Below are 21106 nucleotides of genomic sequence, written 5' to 3' on the forward strand. Positions count from 1 at the left end.
GGACTTCTCATGAGCGTTTTTGATCTTCTTGACGAAACTGCGGAAATTGATGATCTCGCCGAATTCGATCGACCATCAAACAACACCTATGAGATTGGGCGCCCGGCGAACACCCAAGTTCACCACCTGATCCCAAAGAATGTGATCAACGAAAACTTTGCATTGCGCTTTATGACGCAGTTTGAAGTCTTTGATATGAACGGCGCCGAAAACACGACACCACTTACGTCGGTAAATGGACCGGGCACGCCTATTGCGCAAGACAAAGCGGTTGGGTCCTTGCATCGTGGACAACACCCAACCTGGGACGACGGTGTAGAAAGGGTTGTTGATGATGCGAATGGGAAATTGCTTTCCAACACCAATACCTCTGCCTTCAAGGCAGCGGCGCGCGAAGCCATGCAGGATGCGATCGATGACGGCATTATCGACAACGACGGTAATCCTATTGGGCAAAACGCGGACGGGTCGGCTAGAACGAAAGCGGATGTTGGCGCTTATCTGCGCGACAGCCCGGAACTCAGCCCCTATTTCGACGAACTGGCTGCGATCACGTCATATCTGCGGACCAAGCTGATGCCCGGCGGCGATGCCGTTATGAGACTTAACGACAATGATGTATTTCTCGAAGGGCGGTCGAATGACCTTACCGCCTGGGGGGACAGTCCTCCTGCAGCGTTCCTCAATAGCAATGATCCAAGGATTCCAGATGGTCAGAGCCCGGCCACGGCGAACGCGAACATAACCATCAACGACTATAGTAGCAGTGCGTTTGGAAGCGAGACGTCGCTACGCCAAGGTGTGATTGATCGTGCGCGGGAAAACCCGCTGGAACTGCTGGATATCTTCGACACGCATGCGCCCGAAATCACGGTGGCGCGCGGCATGCAGAATTTTGCCGAACGTCTGGTCAGCAACTTTGGTTTTGACCCGCGCTTGGCGTCGCAGGGCAGCCAGTCGTTCGGTTCGCAAAGCACGAACGATCGCATCGAGGCAATTGCGGCGAATCTGCCAAAGGATGCAAACGGTAAGATTGTCGTTGACAACTTAGGTACAGTCCAGCTTTTCGCCGTCGGCGCAATGGGCGTTGCGCTTGTCAAGATGGCATCGGATACTGACAAGAGTGTTGAGGAACTGCTGGCAGACCTCGACCTTGACACCCTACTGTCGGCCGACACGCTGAAGTCGATTGGCGAAGAGGCCTTGATCCTGGGGCTTGAAACCGCGCTTTTGTCAGTGCTGACAGGCGGTGCTGGATTTGTTGTTCGCATTGTCTACGATCTGTTGGACAGCGTAGACCTGATCCAGGCTGCTTTTGGTCTTCTCGAACTCGCTTTCCCAGAACAACGCTGGATCACGACGGCGAAGGACGGATTCGAACAGGTCGCTGAGGTGATCGAGCTGTTACCAGATATTCGGATCCACACGTTGTTTGCCTCCGATGATAGTCTAGATCCAAACGTGCAGGGCACATTTGGGGCCGATGTCATTCAAATAACTGATGACAAAGACATCGAGAAACCCGACGGAGGTCCGGATGACACCCAAAACATCACAGAAATCAACTCATATGATGGTGATGATTTCATTTCGGCCCATTTTGAAGAAGGCGTTCAGGAAGAGCTGATCGTTGAGCCTGGCAAGGGTAACGATCGGGTTATACTGACGGGTGACATCAACTATTATGTCGGTACAACCGACCCTGACGGTGAAGTTGAGAGCGACGACTGGATCCGTACAGATCGTGGTGACGATATCATTCACGGTGGATCCGGGATCAACGGTATCTCGCCCGGCGAGGGATTGGATGAGGTGCATTTGAAGGGCGGTGCCAATCGCAATGCCAATCTCTTGCTGCTCGACGGTGACGAACATGCCGATGATTATTTCCTCAGCGGTCCGACTGGCGCAGGCACCGGACTTCAGACAGCATTTATTTTTGGCGCGACTACGCCGTCGAACACACCGACACCGGAAGAATTTATGCTTTGGACGGCTGAAGAGGACGCAGAGCCGCTGATCCTCAACAACCTTGATGTAGACCTATGGAACGAGGTTTACACCACCTCAAATTCCAATCTTACGCCGCATTTCACAAACTATCTGTTTGCGCACGACGGCACTGGGGTTGAGCAATTCACAATCGAAGCGGGCGACGACACCGTCTACCTGAGCGGCGTATCTGCGAATACACAGGCCGGGATCCGGATCGACGGGTCCGAAGGTGAGGATACGCTGAACCTCGATCATAAAACCGACGCGCTGAACATGGTCATCGAAGAGGTCGATGAGGTGCTCACGGCCACCTATGACAATGGCGATGTGGTTGATGAGGCGCTAAATTTCGAAATCTTTGACTATGCCGAGCACCACTTCGATGCGGAACTCACATTTGGCGACGACAAGAGCGAAGCCACGCTCGATGCAGGCCGGGTAGGCAGTTACGATATCACGGGCTTGGATAGCATTGCGCTCTTCGGTGACGAATTCACAGACGAGAGCCAGCCATCAAGTCTCGGCGTTGATTATGGGGATGCGGCGGTAACGCTGACGTTGTCCCAAAGTGACGCTGAGACAGCGAATGACCCATCAGACGGGGGGTTCCTCGTCCACAATTTCGATGTTGCCGAGGTCGAGGAGGCAACAACGCGGGTCATCAATTCCGATCCGACCCTGCCAACCTCGGCGCTTACTGACACTGCGATCACCATCGACGGCGATAAGCAGCTTTTTGGCGGTGCGAGCTTTGATTTCGATAAGTTCGACTTCGCCTACAACCTCGGCGCCGAGCGCTACATGCCTGCCTTCAATTCGATCGGCTTTGACGGGATCCTGACCGAAGAAGACCTGTATAAGGCGGCGTTCAAAACATTCCAATCAATCTCTGACTTCGGAAATAAGGTGGCTGATGCTGGCGCTGGTGTCGGTGCCGCTACACTCAGTCCATTTGCGGGTGCCTCTTGGGACTTCTCTTTCAGTCTCACCTTCCTTGGGATCGGAGTTTTCGAGTATCAGAGATTTCTCAACTCGTACCAAGAGCTGATGTCGCGCAAGTACTTCGGTATTCATGGTGAGGAATACGTCCTTGGGCCTTACAACGAGGACGGCACGCGCACCCTCACCATCATCGCGGACCCCGATGACACACTGTCCCGGCAGGAAATCGTGATAAACAACTGGGAGCAAGGCGACTACGGCATTCGCCTGGATATTGCTGAGTGGGGCGAGGGCTTTGATGTCGGCGGCGAAGGAACTGCGAAGGATGCGCGCCGCGTAACTCAGGAGGATCTGAGCGAGGCCAACTTCTCGGACGACTATATACGTGGTCTTCTGGAGCCGCTTGGCCTTGTTCGTGATGACGATCTGCCCGAGCAGCCTGAGCCGCCAGCGATGATTTCTGCGGCGCCAATGTCCGCCGGAATCGGTTTTGCAAGCTTGGGTTCAGAAGCGTCCGCAGAGGCGACTTTAGCCACGCTCTCCACCACCAGTACCGCTGCGTCGGCGTCAGGCTTGACGGGTTATCTGCGGCAAGGGACAGACGGTGCCGATACGCTTGGTGGTCGATCCGGGGACGACACGCTGATCGGGTATGCTGGAGACGATACGCTGCGCGGCGGCGGTGGACGCGATACTTATGTATTCGGGCTTGGCGATGGGGCCGATACAATCATCGATGCAGGCCCAGAAGGCGGTTTTATCCGGTTCCGCGATGGCGTCGATGTTGCGTCGATCACCTATGAAGAGGTGCCCGGTGACAATGGCGAGACAGACTATCTGATTACCTACGGTCCAGGCGATACGATCCTGATCAAGAACTGGTCCACGCTCACGCCAGAGACACAGGCGCTTTGGGAAATCCAGGAGCTGGGCCCCACTGTGGAGGTCCCGCAAGACCATACCGAGGTGCCTAACCGAAGTGACCCGACCCCGTTCCTCGACGGCACTGCCGATGACGATGTCCTGACCGGGTCTGAACGAGAGGAAATCCTGCAAGGCTTCGATGGTGATGACACGATGTTCGGTGATGGCGGTGCTGACACCATGACGGGCGGTAACGGAGCCGATCTCATCATGGGCGGTGCCGGGCGCGACCGTCTGGATGGCGATGCCGGTGATGACGTGCTTGAAGGCGGCATTGGCCGGGACACGCTACGGGGCGGGTCCGGCGACGACAGATACGTGTTCAATATCGGCGACGGGTTTGACACGATCAGCGATAGCACTGGCACCGACACGATTGTATTTGGTGTGGGCATCTCGCCTGCTGATATCGCGATCACCAGGGAATCGGTATCATCCATGAGCTTTACGCTCACCACGACGGGTGAACGAATTCGCGTTACCAACCAGTACAATGAAGACGGCCGCGCAGGCGATGGTATCGAGCGGATCGCGTTCGATGACGGTACCGTTTGGACACGGGCCGATATTGAAGCATTCTACATTGCGCAGAGCCCGACCGATAGCGACGACTTGCTCATCGGCTTTGACGGTCGCGACGAAATCCGTGGCGGCGCGGGGAATGATGACTTACGCGGTGCTGGCGGTGCCGATGACTATTTCTGGAACCGTGGCGACGGCAACGACGCGATTACCGACGGGCCAACCTCCGCTGACCCGGCTGCGTCGAACCGGTTGTTTCTGGGCGAGGGAATTGCCCCGGATGATATCACCATCGGCCGCGGTGGCGGTGAAACCGACTTTGGCTACCGCGATCAGAACGGAGACTGGGTTGAAGGGTCTAGTAACCCCAATGATCTGCTCCTGATCGTCAACGGCCCGGATGGCGGTGTTATTGAGATCAATACCTTCTACGATGGTGAGGGCGCTAATCTTGTTGTCTTTGATGACGGCACGGTGTGGACCCGAGACTACATTTATGAACGTTCATTTGAGGAGCAGATCACCGATGGTGACGATAGGGCATACGGTACGCCGCTCTCAGACGTCATAGACGGTGGGGCAGGCAACGACAGGATCGAGGATCGGGAAGGCGACGACCTGGTCATTGGCGGTACAGGCGATGACCACCTTGGTTATCGCTTCAACAGCGATGGCGATGATACCTTTATCGGGGGGGCAGGCAACGACCGTATCGAAGGCGGCTCAGGCAACGACACCTATATCTTCGGTGCGGACTTTGGCCATGACACGGTGACCGATAGTCGTTTCGAGCTGTCCCCTAACGATGAGAACCGGTTTATCTTCACAGACCACACGTTCGATGAGTTCACATTTCAGGCGACAGGCGATCAGGGTCTCGATCTGCTAATGACGACCGCTGATGGTGAGAACAGTATCTACGTCAACAATTGGACCCTGAGAAAATGGGTTACCACTGACAGCGGCTGGGCTGAAATCCGGTGGCAAAGTCTGGGTGAATTTGAGTTTTCCGACGGCCAAATCATATCGGCGGACCAGATCGCATCTATCGCCAACATCTCAGGCGAGATCCCGTCGGGACTCACAGGGACTGACGGCACAGATCTTCTTGAAGGGACGGATGCGCGTGATCGCCTGGTTGGTGAGGCAGGCGATGATACTCTGCTGGGTGGCGATGGCGGTGACTATCTGATCGGCGGTGATGGCAACGACCAGATCGAGGGTGGTACGGGTGATGATACGATCTCGGCCGGCGACGGTATCGATAACGCCACAGGCGATGCTGGCGATGATCTGATCTTTGGCGGTAGAGGTAATGACGAGATCGGCGGTGGCGCAGGCGACGATTTCCTCAGTGGTGGCGGTGACAACGATGTCATCCACGGCGGCACCGGCGATGATGAGATAGAAGGCAATACGGGCGACGATATCCTGACAGGCGGGAGCGGCGATGACCGGATAACTGGCGGTGCGGGCAGCGATATCTACCGGTTCAACTTCGGCGATGGGCAAGACAGGATCGACATCTGGACCGGACGCAGCGCGGGCGATCTTGATGTAATGGAATTCGGGCCTGGGATAAGGCTCGAAGACATGCGCGCAGTCTTCGTGAATGCGACACCCTTTGCAGCTGGCGGGCTGAAAATCACCTTTGCCAACGGCACTGCAGACGAGCTTTTCATCGAGAATGCTCTTTTGGGGCTGTCTTCGCTGGAAATCCGTTTCGATGACGGCATGACGATGACAGGGCGCGAACTGACGGCCTGGGCGACCGGCGCCACCAGTGCTGATGACCCTGTCGCTGCTTCGGTGGCGACCGAAGGCGGGTATCGCCAGATACAGTATGGCGGAGAGGGCGACGATTTCCTGCCGGATCTGGACGCAAACACGACCGTTATCTTTGGCCGCGGCGATGGCAACGATCGCATGTTCGTTCGTGATAGCTGGTTCTTTGGACCGGCGCAGAACGTCGAAGTCATAATCCAGGATTACGCTCCCGAAGAAACGGTGATCAGCCGCGGCGGGCCGGAAAACGATGACTTGATCATTTCGTTCACCACTGGTGATGACACGTTGACCGACATCAACCATTTCGGCTGGGCTGGGCTATACCAGGAAGACGGGATCGACTCCGTGCGGTTCGCCGATGGAACGGTTTGGAACGCGGCAGATTTAGCGCAGCTTGCTGGCGATGCGTCCGGGGAGGGTTCGGATTCAGATGATCTTTTCGAGGGCACTGCCGCAAACGAAACATTTGACGGTGCAGGCGGTTCGGACACCTACGTTTACGCGGCCGGAGGCGGCTGGGATACCATAAGCGATAGCGGTGCGGCGACTGACCAGACCGACACACTTGTTCTCAACGCGGGCATCGCGCCTCAGGATGTGGCGGTGAGCCGCAGCGACGACGACATCCTTTTGGCTATTGGCGAGGACGTGATCACTCTGCGGGATCAGCTTGCTGGCGACGGCAGGGGCATTGAGCAAGTTACGTTCCAAAATGGAGATGTGTGGACGCGCGCGACCCTGATATCTCAACTCGTGGCAGGACAGGCGAGTGATGGCGATGACGCCCTTAGCGGTGGCGAAGGGGCCGAAACACTCGACGGCGGTGAAGGTGATGACACACTGACAGGTGGCGCTGGGGGCGATACTTACACCTATGCTGCTGGCGATGGGAATGACGTGATCGTCGAAGGGAGTGAGGGCGGTAACGACCGTCTTGTCTTCGACAGCTCCATTGACAGCGAAACCACCATCATGCGGCGCGATCCCGACGCGCCGACAGATCTTCTGATCGAAACCGACGATGGCGCTGTTATCCGTGTGCAGAACCAATTTGCGGATGGTGGCATCGAACAAGTCCGTTTTGCCGATGGGACAATTTTGGGCCGTGATGCAATTGATGCTCGCGCGCTTGAGGGTTCGCAATCTGATGGCGATGACGTTATTGTCGGGACTTCTGCGGGTGATGTGGTTGAATCTGGCGCGGGCGCTGATTGGATTGATGGCGGTGAAGGTGCCGATATCTATGTCTTCAACTCAGGTGATGGCGCGGACGTTATTGCGGACAGCGGTGCAGACGGCCAAGACGGTATACGGTTCGGCGGCAACATCCTGGCCGAGGATGTCAGCTTTGCACGGTCCGGGGATGATCTTGTCATTACATTCCCTAATGCGCCCAGCGACCAGGTTACCGTGACGGATCACTTCAACGGTCATGCGCTGACCGGCATCCTGTTCTCCGATGGTGCGCTCTGGACTGCCGAAATGATCGGCCATCTCGCCGAAACCGGAGAGATGCTGCCTGGCGCTGAACCTTTGATGCTGCTCCTGCCATCCACCGGCCCACTGGAGCCACAAATGGCGGTCGAGGATGAAGCTTTCGCTTTCGATATACCGGCTGATCTGTTCCAGGATCCGGCAGCCGTCACGGCGACACTGGTTAATGGCGACCCCCTGCCGGATTGGCTCAGTTTTTCTGAAGGCAGTTTTTCGGGGACGCCGTCAGCGCAGGACGCGACCCTGCTTGACATCACGCTGTCTGGCATTGGAACAGATGGAAACCCACTGACCCAAACGCTGCACATTGGCGCGATTGAGGTCAATGATGCGCCGGTCGCCGAGGGCTCGATTGCCGATGTAGAGGTTCTGACGACTGAGGATATAGTACTTGACCTGTCCACGGGTGGCTTCACGGACGAGGACGACAGCGTTCTGTATACGACCCTCGAGATGGTCGACGGATCCGAACTGCCAAGCTGGCTGACCTTTGACTTGGAGACAATGACGATCACAGGGCGACCACCAAGCTATGAGGTGAGCGCATCCGAACCGGTCAAGGATTTCCATCTTCGTCTCGTCGCGGAGGATGATGCAGGTCTGTCCGCCAGTCACGAATTCACGGTGACCGTTCAGCGCAAGGACCCAACGATCTTCGTTGAGGGAACCGATGGCAATGACACGCTTACAGGCTCAAGCAGTAGCGAGGTCTTTATTGCCGGAACAGGCGACGACCGCATCACCGGCGGTGGTGGCAATGATATCTTTGTTTATAACGCGGGAGATGGGCGCGATATCATTGATAACGCCGTGTCTGGCACTGGCACCCCGGATTCCTTCGGGGGAGTATTGCGGTTCGGTGAGGGGATCCGCCCCGAAGACGTGATCCTGAACAGAGAAGGCTATGTTGACGAACCCCCAGAGCATGCCCGATGGGAGGACTACTACTGGGAGGACCTGTACATCACCTTTGCGGGCACCCCCGATGATCAGATCATTGTTCAGGGCCAGTTCGGCGAAGTTGACGACGGTCAGGCCACACTAAGCCGTATCGAATTCCACGACGGCACGGTATGGACACAAGACGATCTTCTCGCACCGTACCTTGAATCCAGCGAGGAAGTTCTGGGCAGCGGCTTGGATGATACGCTGATCGGCGCGGACACCGACGATGTGCTGGTCGGCTGGTGGGGCGACGATTTTCTTGATGGCGGCGAGGGGGATGACACCCTGCTGGGTGGCGAGGGTGACGACCTCTATGTCTGGGGTTACGGTGCCGGCAGCGATGTGATCTCCGACATGGACTCCGAGGCCGGCGACGTGATCATTTCGGTCGATACCTTGCGCTTCGGCCCTGGTATCCGCGCGGAGGATCTGACCTTCACGGTTCCTGACGAGCGTCTTTACACAAATTACGGCGGAGAACCGGGTGGTACGCTGATTATTGGTCTCGCCGGGCGGCCCGAGACGCTGACGCTCAAGCATCAATATACTTTCCAAATCGGACGGTCCTTCGGCATTGACCGGTTCGAGTTCGAGGACGGCACTGTCCTTACCTTTGAACAGCTCGACGAACTCGTTGCAGGCGACGGTGTCAGGTTGGGCACGAACGGCGACGACACCATGGTTGGCACAACCTATGGTGAACGCATCATCGGCGGGCTTGGGGATGACTACCTGCAGGGCGGTCTGGGCGACGACACCTATGTGTGGTCCCCTGGCGATGGTAACGACACGATCTACGAAAGTGACGACCGGACATTCGATGTTCTGGAACTCGGCGGTGATATCACCGCCGAAGATATCGCGCTCCGCCGAGGCGAGGGCAATCAGTCGAGCGACTTGTACGTTGATATCATCCCGACGGGTGAAACGATCTTTGTCGACCGGCAATTCCAGGTCAGTTTCGAGGAATTCGCCCCAGGATCTGAGGACCGGCTCGTACTCGTCCCTGTGATCGACGAGGTCCGCTTCTCCGACGGATCCGCTTGGAATTACGACTATTTGCGCGATTATTTCCTGACTGGAACCGACGCCGATCAGGAGCTTCATGGCTACGAATTCCAGGATGACATCCTTGATGGCGGGGCCGGTGATGACATACTCAACGGATATGGCGGCGACGATGTTTATGTCTTTGGCCGCGGATACGGCAATGATGTAGTCGACGAGATCGGCCCGTTGAACATTTTTGAAGAGGACCTGAACGTCGTAAGGTTCACAGGTGATCTGACGCCTGATGACATTCTGGTTGAACGTCTTGCCGACGAAGACAATCAATCCGGTGTCGCTCACCGCTTCACCATTCGTGACACCGGCGAACATATCACCATCGCCGGAGACCTTAATGGCGGGCAGAAGCTCCAGTACGAGTTCCATTTCGAAGCGACGGGAACCGTTTGGGATATCGAAGACGTCGCTGATGCGTACGTCGCAACCGTCCAAACCGATGGTGACGACGTTTATCGCGGCGCTGCGACCTACTCGTTCAGCAGCGGCAGCATAGTGGAGACAGGTGCAGGGAACGATGCGCTTTATTACACGTCAAATGATCGCTTGTCCGGCGGTGAGGGTAGCGATACGTATCTGCCCGCCTTTGGCGTGACCAGCGGCGGTTTTCGGTTGGAGGACGATGGCGGTGCGGGCGATGTGGATCGGCTGGAACTGACGTTTGGTTCGGCAACCTCACCGGTGCATGTATCCACGGACAACAACGGTCGTGACCTCCTGCTGCGCCAGTCGAGCTATTCGGAGCCGATCGTCCTGATCAACATGGCGCTTGGTATTCCTGGTGTCGGCGTCGAGGAAGTTGTGCTTGGCGACGGCACAATCATCGACGGCGACTGGCTGAGGGCGAACGCTACACCATCCAGTGCGTCTGCAACCATCGTTAACGGGACAGTTGGCGACGATGCGCTTTCAAGTGTCGCTGGTGTCGATACGACCTTCGATGGCGGTGAGGGCGCTGACTCTATCACCGGATCCACAAGTGGCAGCGACGTCTACATCTGGCGACCCGGCGACGGAAACGACGTCATTACGGATGCAAGCGGCGGTCACTACAGTCGGGACAAGGACGTTCTGGTTCTCGAAGGCGTGTCGATTGAAGATGCTCAACTCACGCTGCGCGGTGACGACCTTATGATCACCTACCTGCCCACGGGCGAAGTGATTGAGATCAAAGACCACTTCGATGCTAGTACAACCAACGGCTATCGCGCCGGTCTCGAAGAGATCATCTTCGATGACGGGCGCTACTTCGGACGTGACGAGATCGATGCCGCCACCCGGGTGCTTGGCACATCGGCGGACGAGCGCCTCGACGGATCTTACTACGGCGACACATTCTTTGGCGGAGAAGGGAATGATATCCTCGTATCCGGCGGGAGCTGGGAGCGAGGCGAGGCCGAAGATGTTTATCTCTATCGCGCGGGGGATGGAAACGACTGGATCTACGACCAGGACCGATCCTGGGACAGCATTGACCGGGTTTCCCTCAACGAGAATGACCAACTCGTCCTGTTGGACCTGAACCGCGAAGACATCACAATCTCTCGCGTAGGTAACGACCTGCGCATCGACATCTTGCCGACTGGCGAGGTGATAATGATCGACAATCAGTTCTCATCGACAACCTACAAATACGGGATCGAAGAGATCGTCTTTGCCGATGGGTCCAAAATTGAGGGCCGGGCAACGATCGCGGACATGGCCCAGGCCCGCGGCGACAGCGGTAATAACACGATTACGGGCACCTCGGGCGATGATATCATCATCGGGGAGGAGGGCGACGACCGTCTGCGCGGTCGCGACGGCGATGATGAGTATCGGTTCTCGACCGGCGATGGTGCCGACATTATCGAGGAGAGAGCGTCTGATCGTGGGTCCGACCGGATCGTGTTCGATGCGACCGTTGCGGAAGGTGATGTTACGCTTGCACGCAGCGCCGACGGTGAAGATCTGATCATCGCCTATGGGGACGGCGACACAATCACCGTACAGGGGCATTTGAGCCGCGCATCGGGTGAGATCGCTGAAATCGCCTTCGACAATGGTGCGGTCTGGGATCATGCCGACATCATGACCCGACTGAACAATGCTGGAGCCGGGGATGATTTGGTCACCGGTTCGGCTAATGACGATGTGCTGGCCGGGCTTGAGGGTGACGACACCCTGCTTGGGTTGGATGGTGAGGACATTTACGAGTACCGCCTCGGCGATGGCAACGACACGATCCGGGACGATGGGACGGACTGGCAGGAGATCGACCTTGTCCGGATGGGGCCGGGCATCCTGCCCGAAGAAGTTGAGGTCACGCGCGATGGTGACAACATTCTTCTGACAATAACAGCAACAGGTCATACGATCACACTGGAGGATCGGCTGGTTGATGTCCTGGCTTCGGCCGACGCAGTAGTGTTCGAGGACGGTACTTATTGGGATTATCTCGAACTGCTCAGACGTTCAGACCCTGCAGCGGGCAATTCGGCACCGGTTGCCCAAGACGACACTGCCACAACGGAGTTCGGCACGGCACTTGTGCTGGATGTTGCGGACCTGCTGGCAAACGACGCCGATATTGACGGTCATGGGCTGACAATCACATCGGTCACAGCACCTATCGGTGGCGATGTCTCTATGGATGGGACGACCATCACCTTCACACCGAATGATGCCTATGTCGGAACGGCCGAGTTCACTTACATCGTTCAGGACATCTTTGGCGCGCGCAGTTCCGCAACGGTCAGCATCGCCATCGATATTGGCGACAACACTGTGCCGGTCACGGTAGCGGATGCCGCAACACTAGCCGAAGATGCGACAACACTGGTCGATGTTCTGGCTAATGACGCTGACCCCGACGGCGACACGCTGACGCTTGTTACTGTGGGTGGTGCGACCAACGGAGCGGCCAGTATACAGAACGGGCAAATTCGTTTCACACCTGATGCAGATTTCAACGGCGAAGAGGTTTTGACTTACACCGTCAGTGATGGCCTCGGCGGCATTGCGACCGGAACGCTGACCATCACCGTCACTCCGGAGAACGACCTGCCAGTTGCGGTGGATGATGTGGCCAGCTTGAACGAGAACGATACGGTGCTCATCGACGTTCTGGCCAATGATGCAGATGTTGATGGTGATGCGTTGACCTTGGCCTCTGTCACAGGTGTGGTGAACGGCACAGCCATCTTCGAGAACGGTCAGCTACGCTACACGCCCGACGCAGATTTCTTCGGCACAGAGGTACTGTCCTACACGGTCAATGATGGCAATGGTGGCAGCGCCAGCGCGACCGTCACCGTCACGGTGAATGAAGTCAACGAGGCACCGGTCGCAGTGTCTGACACCGCAGAAGTCGATGAAGATGAAACTATCCTGATCGACGTTCTGGCCAACGATACCGACGGAAACGGCGATACTCTGACTATCACGGATGTGGAAAAACCCGCAAACGGCGTCGCAATCATCGACAGCGGCCAGATCAGATATTTCCCCGATCCGGATTTCAACGGATCTGAGACAATCACTTACACGGTAGACGATGGTCGTGGCGGCGTGGTGACTGGGGTGGTCAACGTGACGGTGAATTCGGTCAACGACGCCCCCATGGCCACTGCTGATACAGCAACCTTGGAAGAAGACGGAACCATCCTGATTGACGTTCTGGCCAATGACAGCGATCCGGATGGCGGCACATTAAAGCTGCTATCCATTGACGATGTCTTAAATGGCAGCGCCGTGATCGAAGCAGGGCAAATCCGCTTCACACCCGATGAGAATTACAACGGCATGGTGACGATTGCCTATACCATCTCTGACGGGCAAGGTGGGACAGCCTCATCCTCGGTGGAAATTGATGTCACAGCGGTCAATGATGCACCTATCGCTGTGAATGATACCGCGACCGTCGATAGCGGTGAGACAGTGTTGATTGATCCACTGGTGAACGATAGCGACCCCGATGGCGATCAGATTTATATCTCAAATGTGAGCTGGTCTGGTGGTGGCACGGTCAGCTTTGTCGATGGTCAGTTGCAATACGAAGCCGTCGACAACTTCTCCTCAGATGTTGTGATCACCTACACGCTCAGCGATGGACAAGCGCAGTCCACTGGAACCGTGAATGTGACAGTGGTGCAACCAAATACGGGCCCGGTTGCAAATGATGACGTTGCATCGGTCACCGCGGATGATGTCCTGATACTGGATGTGATCGCCAATGACACGGACGCCGATGGTGATCCGTTAACAATCATATCAGTCGATCCAGCTGTGAATGGCACTGTCACGATTGAAAACAATCAGCTGCGATATGTTCCCGATGCCGGCTTTGTTGGTGAAGAGACCCTTAGCTATACGGTGAGTGATGGGCAGGGCGGATCAGCCTCTGCGAGCGTGCAAATCACAGTCAATCCGGTCGATACGCCGAATAACGCCCCGGTTGCCATTGATGATACCGCGAGTGTTGATCAGGGCGCAAATGTCCTGATTGATGTGCTGGGCAACGACAGCGACCCTGACGGCGATACACTTACTATCACGTCAGTGATGGCCTCGGCAAATGGGACCGCCGTCATCGAAGGTGACGCGATCCGCTATACGCCAAATGCCGGGTTCAGCGGACCTGACACGATTACCTACGAAGTGTCAGACGGCGCGGGTGGCACAGCCACTGCATCGGTGCAGGTCGAGGTTGCCGCCGTTCAGGCCGGTGCACCGATCGTGGTCGATGACTACGTGACGGTGGTCTCCGGCGGCACAATCCTGATCGATGCGCTCGCGAATGACAGCGATCCGGATGGTGATGGGATTTACATCTCTAGCGTGGCACCGACAATTGCTCAGAGTATCCAATTCGTCGATGGCAAGATCCTTTACGAAGCATGGGATGGTTACACGGGCGTTGTTGAGATGGTGTACACCGTCACTGATTATGGCGGGACCTCGTCGACGGGGTCAGTCTTCATCGATATCGTTGCGCCGAACAGCGGGCCGATTGCCAATGACGACACAGCCTCTGTCGACGAGAACGGGTCCGTCTTGATTGATGTCCTGGCGAACGATGACGCTGGCGGTGGGACACTCACTATTACGTCGGTCACGCCCTCTGCGAACGGGACGGCTGTGATCGAAGGCGGTGCGATCCGCTATACCCCAAATCCGGGGTTCAGCGGACCGGACACGATCACATACGAGGTGTCAGATGGTGCTGGCGGCACCGCAACCGCATCAGTTCAGTTAGACGTGGCCGCCGTGCAGGATGGCGCACCAATCGTCGTTGATGACTATGTGACAGTTGTCTCGGGCGGCACGATCCTGATTGATGCGCTTGCCAATGACAGCCATCCTGACGGTTCTTTCATTTACATCTCAAACGTCGCCCCGACGATTGCGGAGAGTCTGCAATTCGTGAACGGCCAGATCCAATACGAGGCCTTAGCCAACTACACCGGCGTGGTCGAGATGGTCTACACGGTGTCTGATCTCAGTGGCGTAACATCCACAGGCACGGTCTTCATCGATGTTGTCGCGCCAAGTGCTGCGTCCGCTCAAGCTGGTTTGGCTCAAATGCAAGAGGCAGCGCCTGAAACTGGCGTTGGTGTCGGAGCAACATCCATGATCGATGCTTTGACGCTCAACGTCTCGGAAGCTGACAGCAGCTTAGAACCCGCGCCTGCTAAAACAATATGTCTTGCGCCAGAGGCGGATGATCCAGTGAGGATCGATTGCTACAGCCCGGATGCGTTCGTGTTTCACGAAGATGTTGGTAACGGTCCCCACGCGTTTGCGGATGCTGCCCAACAGCTGGATCGCGGCGTTTCGGTATTCGACTTCGCGGATCATGTCTTGGATACAAAAGAAGACCGCTCACCGTTCAGCGATATGGTAAACGGCCGTTTGATTGATTTTCTGGATCATGCACGCCACACGGAAGAAAACGACTTCATTTTTGTGTAAGAACGATGGGATTTACCACAATCACAGAGCAGAAAGCGGCCGTGTACCACAATCATAACGGATCCTATACTGCTCGTTCGCGAAAGCGACCTTCACTTCTAGAGAATGGCAAACATCCTTGAGGATGGCTTCAAGCAATTGACGCAGATGGTTGGTGACGTCTTCCTTTCCCTTCTTCTGTTCGATCAAAGCACGCAGGGTCGAAGGGCTGTTCTCAATGAGAATGCCATTGTCTTTGTCGGAGCTAACTTTCTGGAACTGCCAGCCAGATGGACCCATTTCGCGCTTGATGAGATCAAACCAGACGCTTTCAGATATACTGATACTACCCAAGCCTTTACGGTAGATGCAAGCGCCGCCATTACGCTGATGATGTCTGTCGCGCTAGGTGGCATTGCATACAGCAGCGGCATGATGATCGAGAGCGCGGCGAGGCGCCGGTTGCGACTGCAGCGTACACTGCCTAGTTTGAAAATGAAGCAAAGTACTTTTTGTAGAGTTTGTCTCGTCGGACCGCTCCCGCCCAAACATCGTAAGACGAGAAGAGGTTTGCTGAACACTTTTCAGGTGATATCCAGCTCCCTTTGAACGTGTGCGTGAACACACACATTTCGTCTGAACCACCAATCGAAAGCAGCCTTAGTTGCACCATGATTGAATTGCGGTTGATGAGAAGCGCGCTATTGATACTGGCTCTGTCGTGCTTCACTAACTGTTTCATCGCATTGAGCCATTCCGAGTCTGAACGAGCTGGTTTACCGCGTGCTGGAATCAAGAACGAAACCTGCTCAGAGAATTTCGGTTCAATAGCCTGTGGCGTTTTGTTCGAAGTGATTTGAAGCATTTCAGCCAATATCGCTGGAGATATGTAGAGCAAGTTGGAGTCCATTCCATTTATGGTCTGGAGTTCGGTTTTTTTCGATACAATTGGAAAGGCTCTAAGTGCCACTCGCACGGCTATATCAATTGATAGCCCTGTGCGATCAGCATCAAGAGCTTTGCTTTTCGGATCGAAAAAAAGGCTAGTGTCTTCGACTTCAATGCTATCGTCCAGCTCTAAATCGTACTGGCGAAGTATTCTCTGGACCACTGGCCGATCATGGATCAATACAGCCTCCAGTTCTTTGACTGGTACGACACGCTTGTCCAGTGACAGTCGCGCAAATCGGAGTTCAGCATCGTTTTCTCTGATCGGAAGAGCTTTCACTGCACGGGCGGCAAGTGTAGCTGTCTGACCTTCATTGCTATCCTGGAGTCCATGAAAAACTAGGTGGTTCAAGAGAAGCTGAAATGCCTCGCGATGGAAGTCGTCAGCAGGGTTGGAACCCTTGATGATGTGTGAAAACTTCTTAAGCCGCTTCGAAAAAGTCACGTCTCCAATATCTGTCAGTTTGATCCAGTTCTTCTTGGCTTGAAGCCTTAGAGCCACGCCAAATGGCTTTGATTTGTTCTCCGGTAGTGCGCGAAAGCAAACGGTGTGATCAACAAAAACACCTTCCAGCGGCGTCCCGTTTGGGTTGGCGTAAATGGTGATATCGTCGTTGCCGATTGCAACTTGATTGAAAGGGCGCTCTGCATGCAGCATGTCATCGTTAGACTGGACTGATGATGTCGTCGTTTCAGCTCCGCCTTGAACACCAATCTTCGATCGCTGTTCGCTTAATGCAACTTCTGCGTTTACGCTCGCCCCCCCTTGTCGGTTGTGCTTGCTCTCACTGCTAGACGAGTAGGTCTGAGTTCCTTTGTAGCCACTATGATCCACAATTTCACCTACGTCGGAGAACTGACAATTGTAGGGCGTGGCGATAACCATCGCTCGATAGATATCGAATTTTGCTTCAATGATGCTCTCATCATCAAGCCGTATCTCAACTTCGTCGCTGCCAAATGTGACGGTGACTTCCAGGTCTAAGCCCTCACTCACGTTGTTTGACACGTTTCGCATTTGAACATTGGCCACGCTACGATCAAAAGGCTCAGGCAATGTGAAGTTGTGATCGATTTCAAAGTCTGCGGTGTCTTCGTCCATGACCATCCTGCATTTCTTGGTGCTCTGATTATGCTTCTGCGGTAGCAACTTCTCTAATGAAGCTCTTCAGGGTCTTTGAACTGAATACGAGTTTCGTTCGCCTTTTCACGCATGGCGTTGATCTGCTGCTCCAGCCTGTCGCGCACGTTCGAGACCGCATCGACCTTGATCTGCCAGTAGCCGTCAAATGGAGAACTTAGATCCAGTAGCGTCATGAAGATTGAGGTATAGAAGGTGGGTAGCAGGAACACATACACGTAGTCGATAGTTACGTCACCGTTGGCGGCGCCAAAGAACGACATGACGATTGTCAGTGACATCACAAAAACCAGTGTCAAAATGAATGGCGACATCTTCTTTTCAAGGCAAACCATCCTCTTTGCGCGATAGTTTGCAAGATCGCCGACACCTTTCATGATTTCCTGCAGCGCGTATCCATCATTCTGGTCAACCACTGACAACCGACCAACAGTCGCTATGCACTTTTCGAGAACCGCCTCGTTTTCAGGATTGGTGACGATGCTGGTGTCTTGCAGAATGTTGTCCAAGTAGTCGTGAAGGAGGCAACGGAGGTCTTTTACGACAGGTCCGTTCTTCTTGGGATCGCCCGACTCCGCAAAGTATGACGCATAGTCTGAGACGGTTCTCACCAAGTTTGCTTCGGAATAGAGCGCCTCTTTTAGATCGTCATAATCGTTGAGCCCCTTCAGCAGAAGAAATGCGACACAGATAGCGTATAGTACGGTGACGGCGTCCTTGAAGAGATCATTTATCTTAAAGAAAGCTTCATCGATGCCATCCTGGCCTGCAACACCGCTTGTGATACCGAACTGTGCTGCTGTTCGAGCCGATGGGTCCTGATCCGATGCCACCATCATCGCCGGAAAGTAGTGATAGAGGACTACAAAGAACAGCCCAACAGATATCGGAAAGATGATCCTTACGTTGATCGTATAGGATAGATTGCCGAAAGATGTGCTGAATGCGAGCACCAGCGGCAACGCGATGACAAAAGTCACCCAGATGCTCAAAAGGTCGGTCTGTATTAACAGCCACCCAGTGGCTACTACGAGTGCGAAATGTATTAAGTAAATGAACGCATTACGCTTGGAAGGCATAGGCACACCGTACTAATGAATTAATCTACTATGTGGCGAGTGTTGCTCAGTCGTCTCGTCCGCGCAACAAAAAAACACTTTATCACGAGTTCAATCAACTGCGACTGTTCAACAGTATTGAAACAGGAGCGAAGATGGATCATTGGCATGTCGAACTTGAGGGTTTCCCAGCGGACGCCGGAAATGTGATGTCGAAGCATGGGGAAGTGGTTGGGCGATACACCTGTGATGAAAACGATTATCTGGAGTTCATTCCGCACCGCGAAACCGAACCTGTCGTAAGTGGGTACATGGTTGGCCCTTTCTGTCGCGAAATTGCCGAATGGCTCGACAAGAAAGAAACTCAAGATGACTGCTAGACCGCAGGAAATCCCCCCAGTCTATCGCCGCCAGCCTGAGATTTGCGAGCGCGAGAGGTGAACCGAACGGTTCGATGTGGAGCGGCGCTTGATTGCGAAGTTGGAGGCGAAGACCAGACTGGCAAAGGAAGCACCTTGATCCGAACACTCACCGTCATACTGGCGCTGATCTCAACGGCGGCCACCGCGCAGATTCATGTCCGCGATGCGGATACAATCGTCGTGTCTGGGATACCCGTGCGCCTGGATGGCGTTGACGCACCAGAATGGGGAACGTACGCGGGTGAGGGCGCGCGCAACTGGATCGTTGCCTACGACACAACTCGCCACGAGAGCATTGCAACGAGTTGCAACTACGGAGCGGAAAACCGAAAAAGTGGCTCACATCGGCTCATTGGGTGGTGTCTTTATGGCCCCAGACCCTCACAAACCCTCATCTAACGACCACAACGCTGAATGTTGGACCCGGTTGCGTCCCGAAACCTGCCGCAAATCGGCGATCATATGGCACTGTTCTCTGGTCGGTTACGTTAATGCCAATGTGTGGCACCAAGAATGTGCAGACGTTGATCTTTGATAGATCGCAGATCCTCATCGAGGATGGCGTCACAGTCCGTTGCTCCTCGCTCGTACACGAAGCCTTGCGTACCCCCTTGATTGAGCAAAACAAATTCTCTGACCGACGAGAAGTCTTTGCCGGACAGCGTTCCAACACAAATTCCGAAAGAGAGCGCTGCGATATACATATCTTCTGTCACGCGATTTTGTGACAAGCTGACGGTCAGAGTGCCGTCCGAGAAATCGACTGCGGAAGGGGACCACATCTCAAGCGACGATCTGGCATCAGACTTAACGTCTGCCTTTGCCGCGAAAGGTGATAGGATCACTGCTATAGCGAGCACGACCCGATTTGGCGCTATTTTTGAGCCGGTTCCAGCATGACAAAATCTCATCGGATGGCCTCGGAAACAGTCCAGAGCAATGCCGATTGGCCGTTCCCATAGACCCGCACTTGGCTCTTGCTCCAGCCTCGGTCCACCACCGAAAACTGTAACCCCTCGATTGAAATGCACACACTCCCAGTTAGAACCTGAATTTGGCTAGTGTCGTTCGCAACCGCTGCATCAATAAACTCGTCCAACGCCGCTTCACTGACACAACCGACATAAGAACCTTGGATGGTTTGGGCATTCGCAACTTGCACCAAACCTGCACTTGCCAAAGAGGCGTAAACTATAAATCGTTTCAGCATATTATAGACCTTTCGCGCCTATCAAACTTCTCGGTAACGGATGGCTTAATCGAACGGCCAAACATCCTAATTTGGGATATATCCCAATTTTGCATACCGATATGGCTCACATGGGTCAAACGGAATTTTCAGGTGTCAAAGACCATCTACGATGAAAGCTATAGATCGCTCGTGGATGCGGTCCGAGCAGCCAGAATTGCTGGCGGTGTGACGCAGCAACAGGTGGCAGACGCGTTGGGGAAACCGCAGTCCTTCATTGCCAAAGTTGAAGGCTTTGAACGAAGGTTGGACGTGATGGAATTTCTTAGATTCGCAAAAGCAGCAGGCTGGGACCCAGTTCCTGCGCTCCACCGGACATTTAATTCCCTTTAAGCTCAGCATAGAACGCTGCTTAGTCCGGCACTTCGACTAGTTTTGGCTCTTCGTGCTCTTCCGCCACGCCGACTACCCATGATGCCACATCACTGGAAGTTGCAACCCGTTGCACCGACGGAAGCACTGAAAGTGCAACGGGTTGCAGTTTGGGCCATCCGCCATCGGACAGTATGGCGACCATCCGCCGGTTCAACAGCCCTTCACGCAGGGCACACGGCGTTCCTGTGCGAAAATCGCCATTTAAGGAGAGCTGCGGCCCCTCTCGCCAGCACGGTACAAGGGGCCGCTTATCTAAGAACATCCACCAGAGTTTAGATGCAAGAACCGTATACGCCCGTTGTCATGG

Annotated in this window: 7 protein-coding genes; 2 read left to right on the plus strand and 5 right to left on the minus strand. The window is 54.9% G+C overall.

Annotated features, from left to right (window positions below; translation table 11 throughout):
• The first annotated feature begins 9 nt into the window (after nt 1-9).
• The gene (locus SLH49_RS11535; RefSeq protein ID WP_320269293.1) at nt 10-15627 is read left to right on the plus strand and encodes an Ig-like domain-containing protein; all 15618 of its coding nucleotides are present in this window, start codon (nt 10-12) and stop codon (nt 15625-15627) included.
• Between the two features lie 21 nt (nt 15628-15648).
• Here SLH49_RS11535 and SLH49_RS11540 read toward each other — a convergent pair whose 3' ends face one another.
• The 3 genes from SLH49_RS11540 to SLH49_RS11550 all read right to left on the minus strand — a co-directional run bounded on the left by SLH49_RS11540 (nt 15649) and on the right by SLH49_RS11550 (nt 18675).
• A complete protein-coding gene (locus SLH49_RS11540; protein ID WP_320269294.1) occupies nt 15649-15960 on the minus strand; it encodes a hypothetical protein in 312 nt (103 codons plus the stop codon).
• A gap of 130 nt (nt 15961-16090) precedes the next feature.
• Nucleotides 16091-17656, minus strand: a complete 1566-nt coding sequence (locus SLH49_RS11545; protein ID WP_320269295.1) for a hypothetical protein — start codon at nt 17654-17656, stop codon at nt 16091-16093.
• Between the two features lie 53 nt (nt 17657-17709).
• Nucleotides 17710-18675 (minus strand): DUF4239 domain-containing protein, encoded by a 966-nt coding sequence (locus SLH49_RS11550; protein WP_320269296.1) that lies wholly within the window; start codon nt 18673-18675, stop codon nt 17710-17712.
• 131 nt (nt 18676-18806) lie between these two features.
• On the opposite strand from SLH49_RS11550, the gene SLH49_RS11555 reads away from it, so the two are divergent.
• Nucleotides 18807-19133, plus strand: coding sequence for a hypothetical protein (locus SLH49_RS11555; RefSeq protein WP_320269297.1), 327 nt, complete (start codon nt 18807-18809; stop codon nt 19131-19133).
• Between the two features lie 530 nt (nt 19134-19663).
• Here the strand turns inward: SLH49_RS11555 and SLH49_RS11560 are convergent.
• Both SLH49_RS11560 and SLH49_RS11565 read right to left on the minus strand, forming a co-directional pair.
• On the minus strand, nt 19664-20086 hold the full coding sequence (locus tag SLH49_RS11560; protein ID WP_320269298.1) for a hypothetical protein: 423 nt from the start codon (nt 20084-20086) through the stop codon (nt 19664-19666).
• Nucleotides 20083-20385 carry a hypothetical protein gene (locus SLH49_RS11565; RefSeq protein WP_320269299.1) on the minus strand — a complete coding sequence of 101 codons (303 nt, stop codon included), beginning with the start codon at nt 20383-20385 and terminating at the stop codon, nt 20083-20085. The genes SLH49_RS11560 and SLH49_RS11565 overlap by 4 nt, the downstream gene beginning before the upstream one ends.
• Between the last annotated feature and the right edge of the window lie 721 nt (nt 20386-21106).

Source organism: Cognatiyoonia sp. IB215446 (genome assembly GCF_033963825.1).
GTDB lineage: Bacteria > Pseudomonadota > Alphaproteobacteria > Rhodobacterales > Rhodobacteraceae > Yoonia.

Excerpts from the sequence above, each read along its gene's own strand:
- SLH49_RS11560 (WP_320269298.1), bottom strand. The coding sequence starts at position 20,086 with ATGAGATTTTGTCATGCTGGAACCGGCTCAAAAATAGCGCCAAATCGG.
- SLH49_RS11535 (WP_320269293.1), top strand. The coding sequence starts at position 10 with ATGAGCGTTTTTGATCTTCTTGACGAAACTGCGGAAATTGATGATCTC.
- SLH49_RS11545 (WP_320269295.1), bottom strand. The coding sequence starts at position 17,656 with ATGGACGAAGACACCGCAGACTTTGAAATCGATCACAACTTCACATTG.
- SLH49_RS11565 (WP_320269299.1), bottom strand. The coding sequence starts at position 20,385 with ATGCTGAAACGATTTATAGTTTACGCCTCTTTGGCAAGTGCAGGTTTG.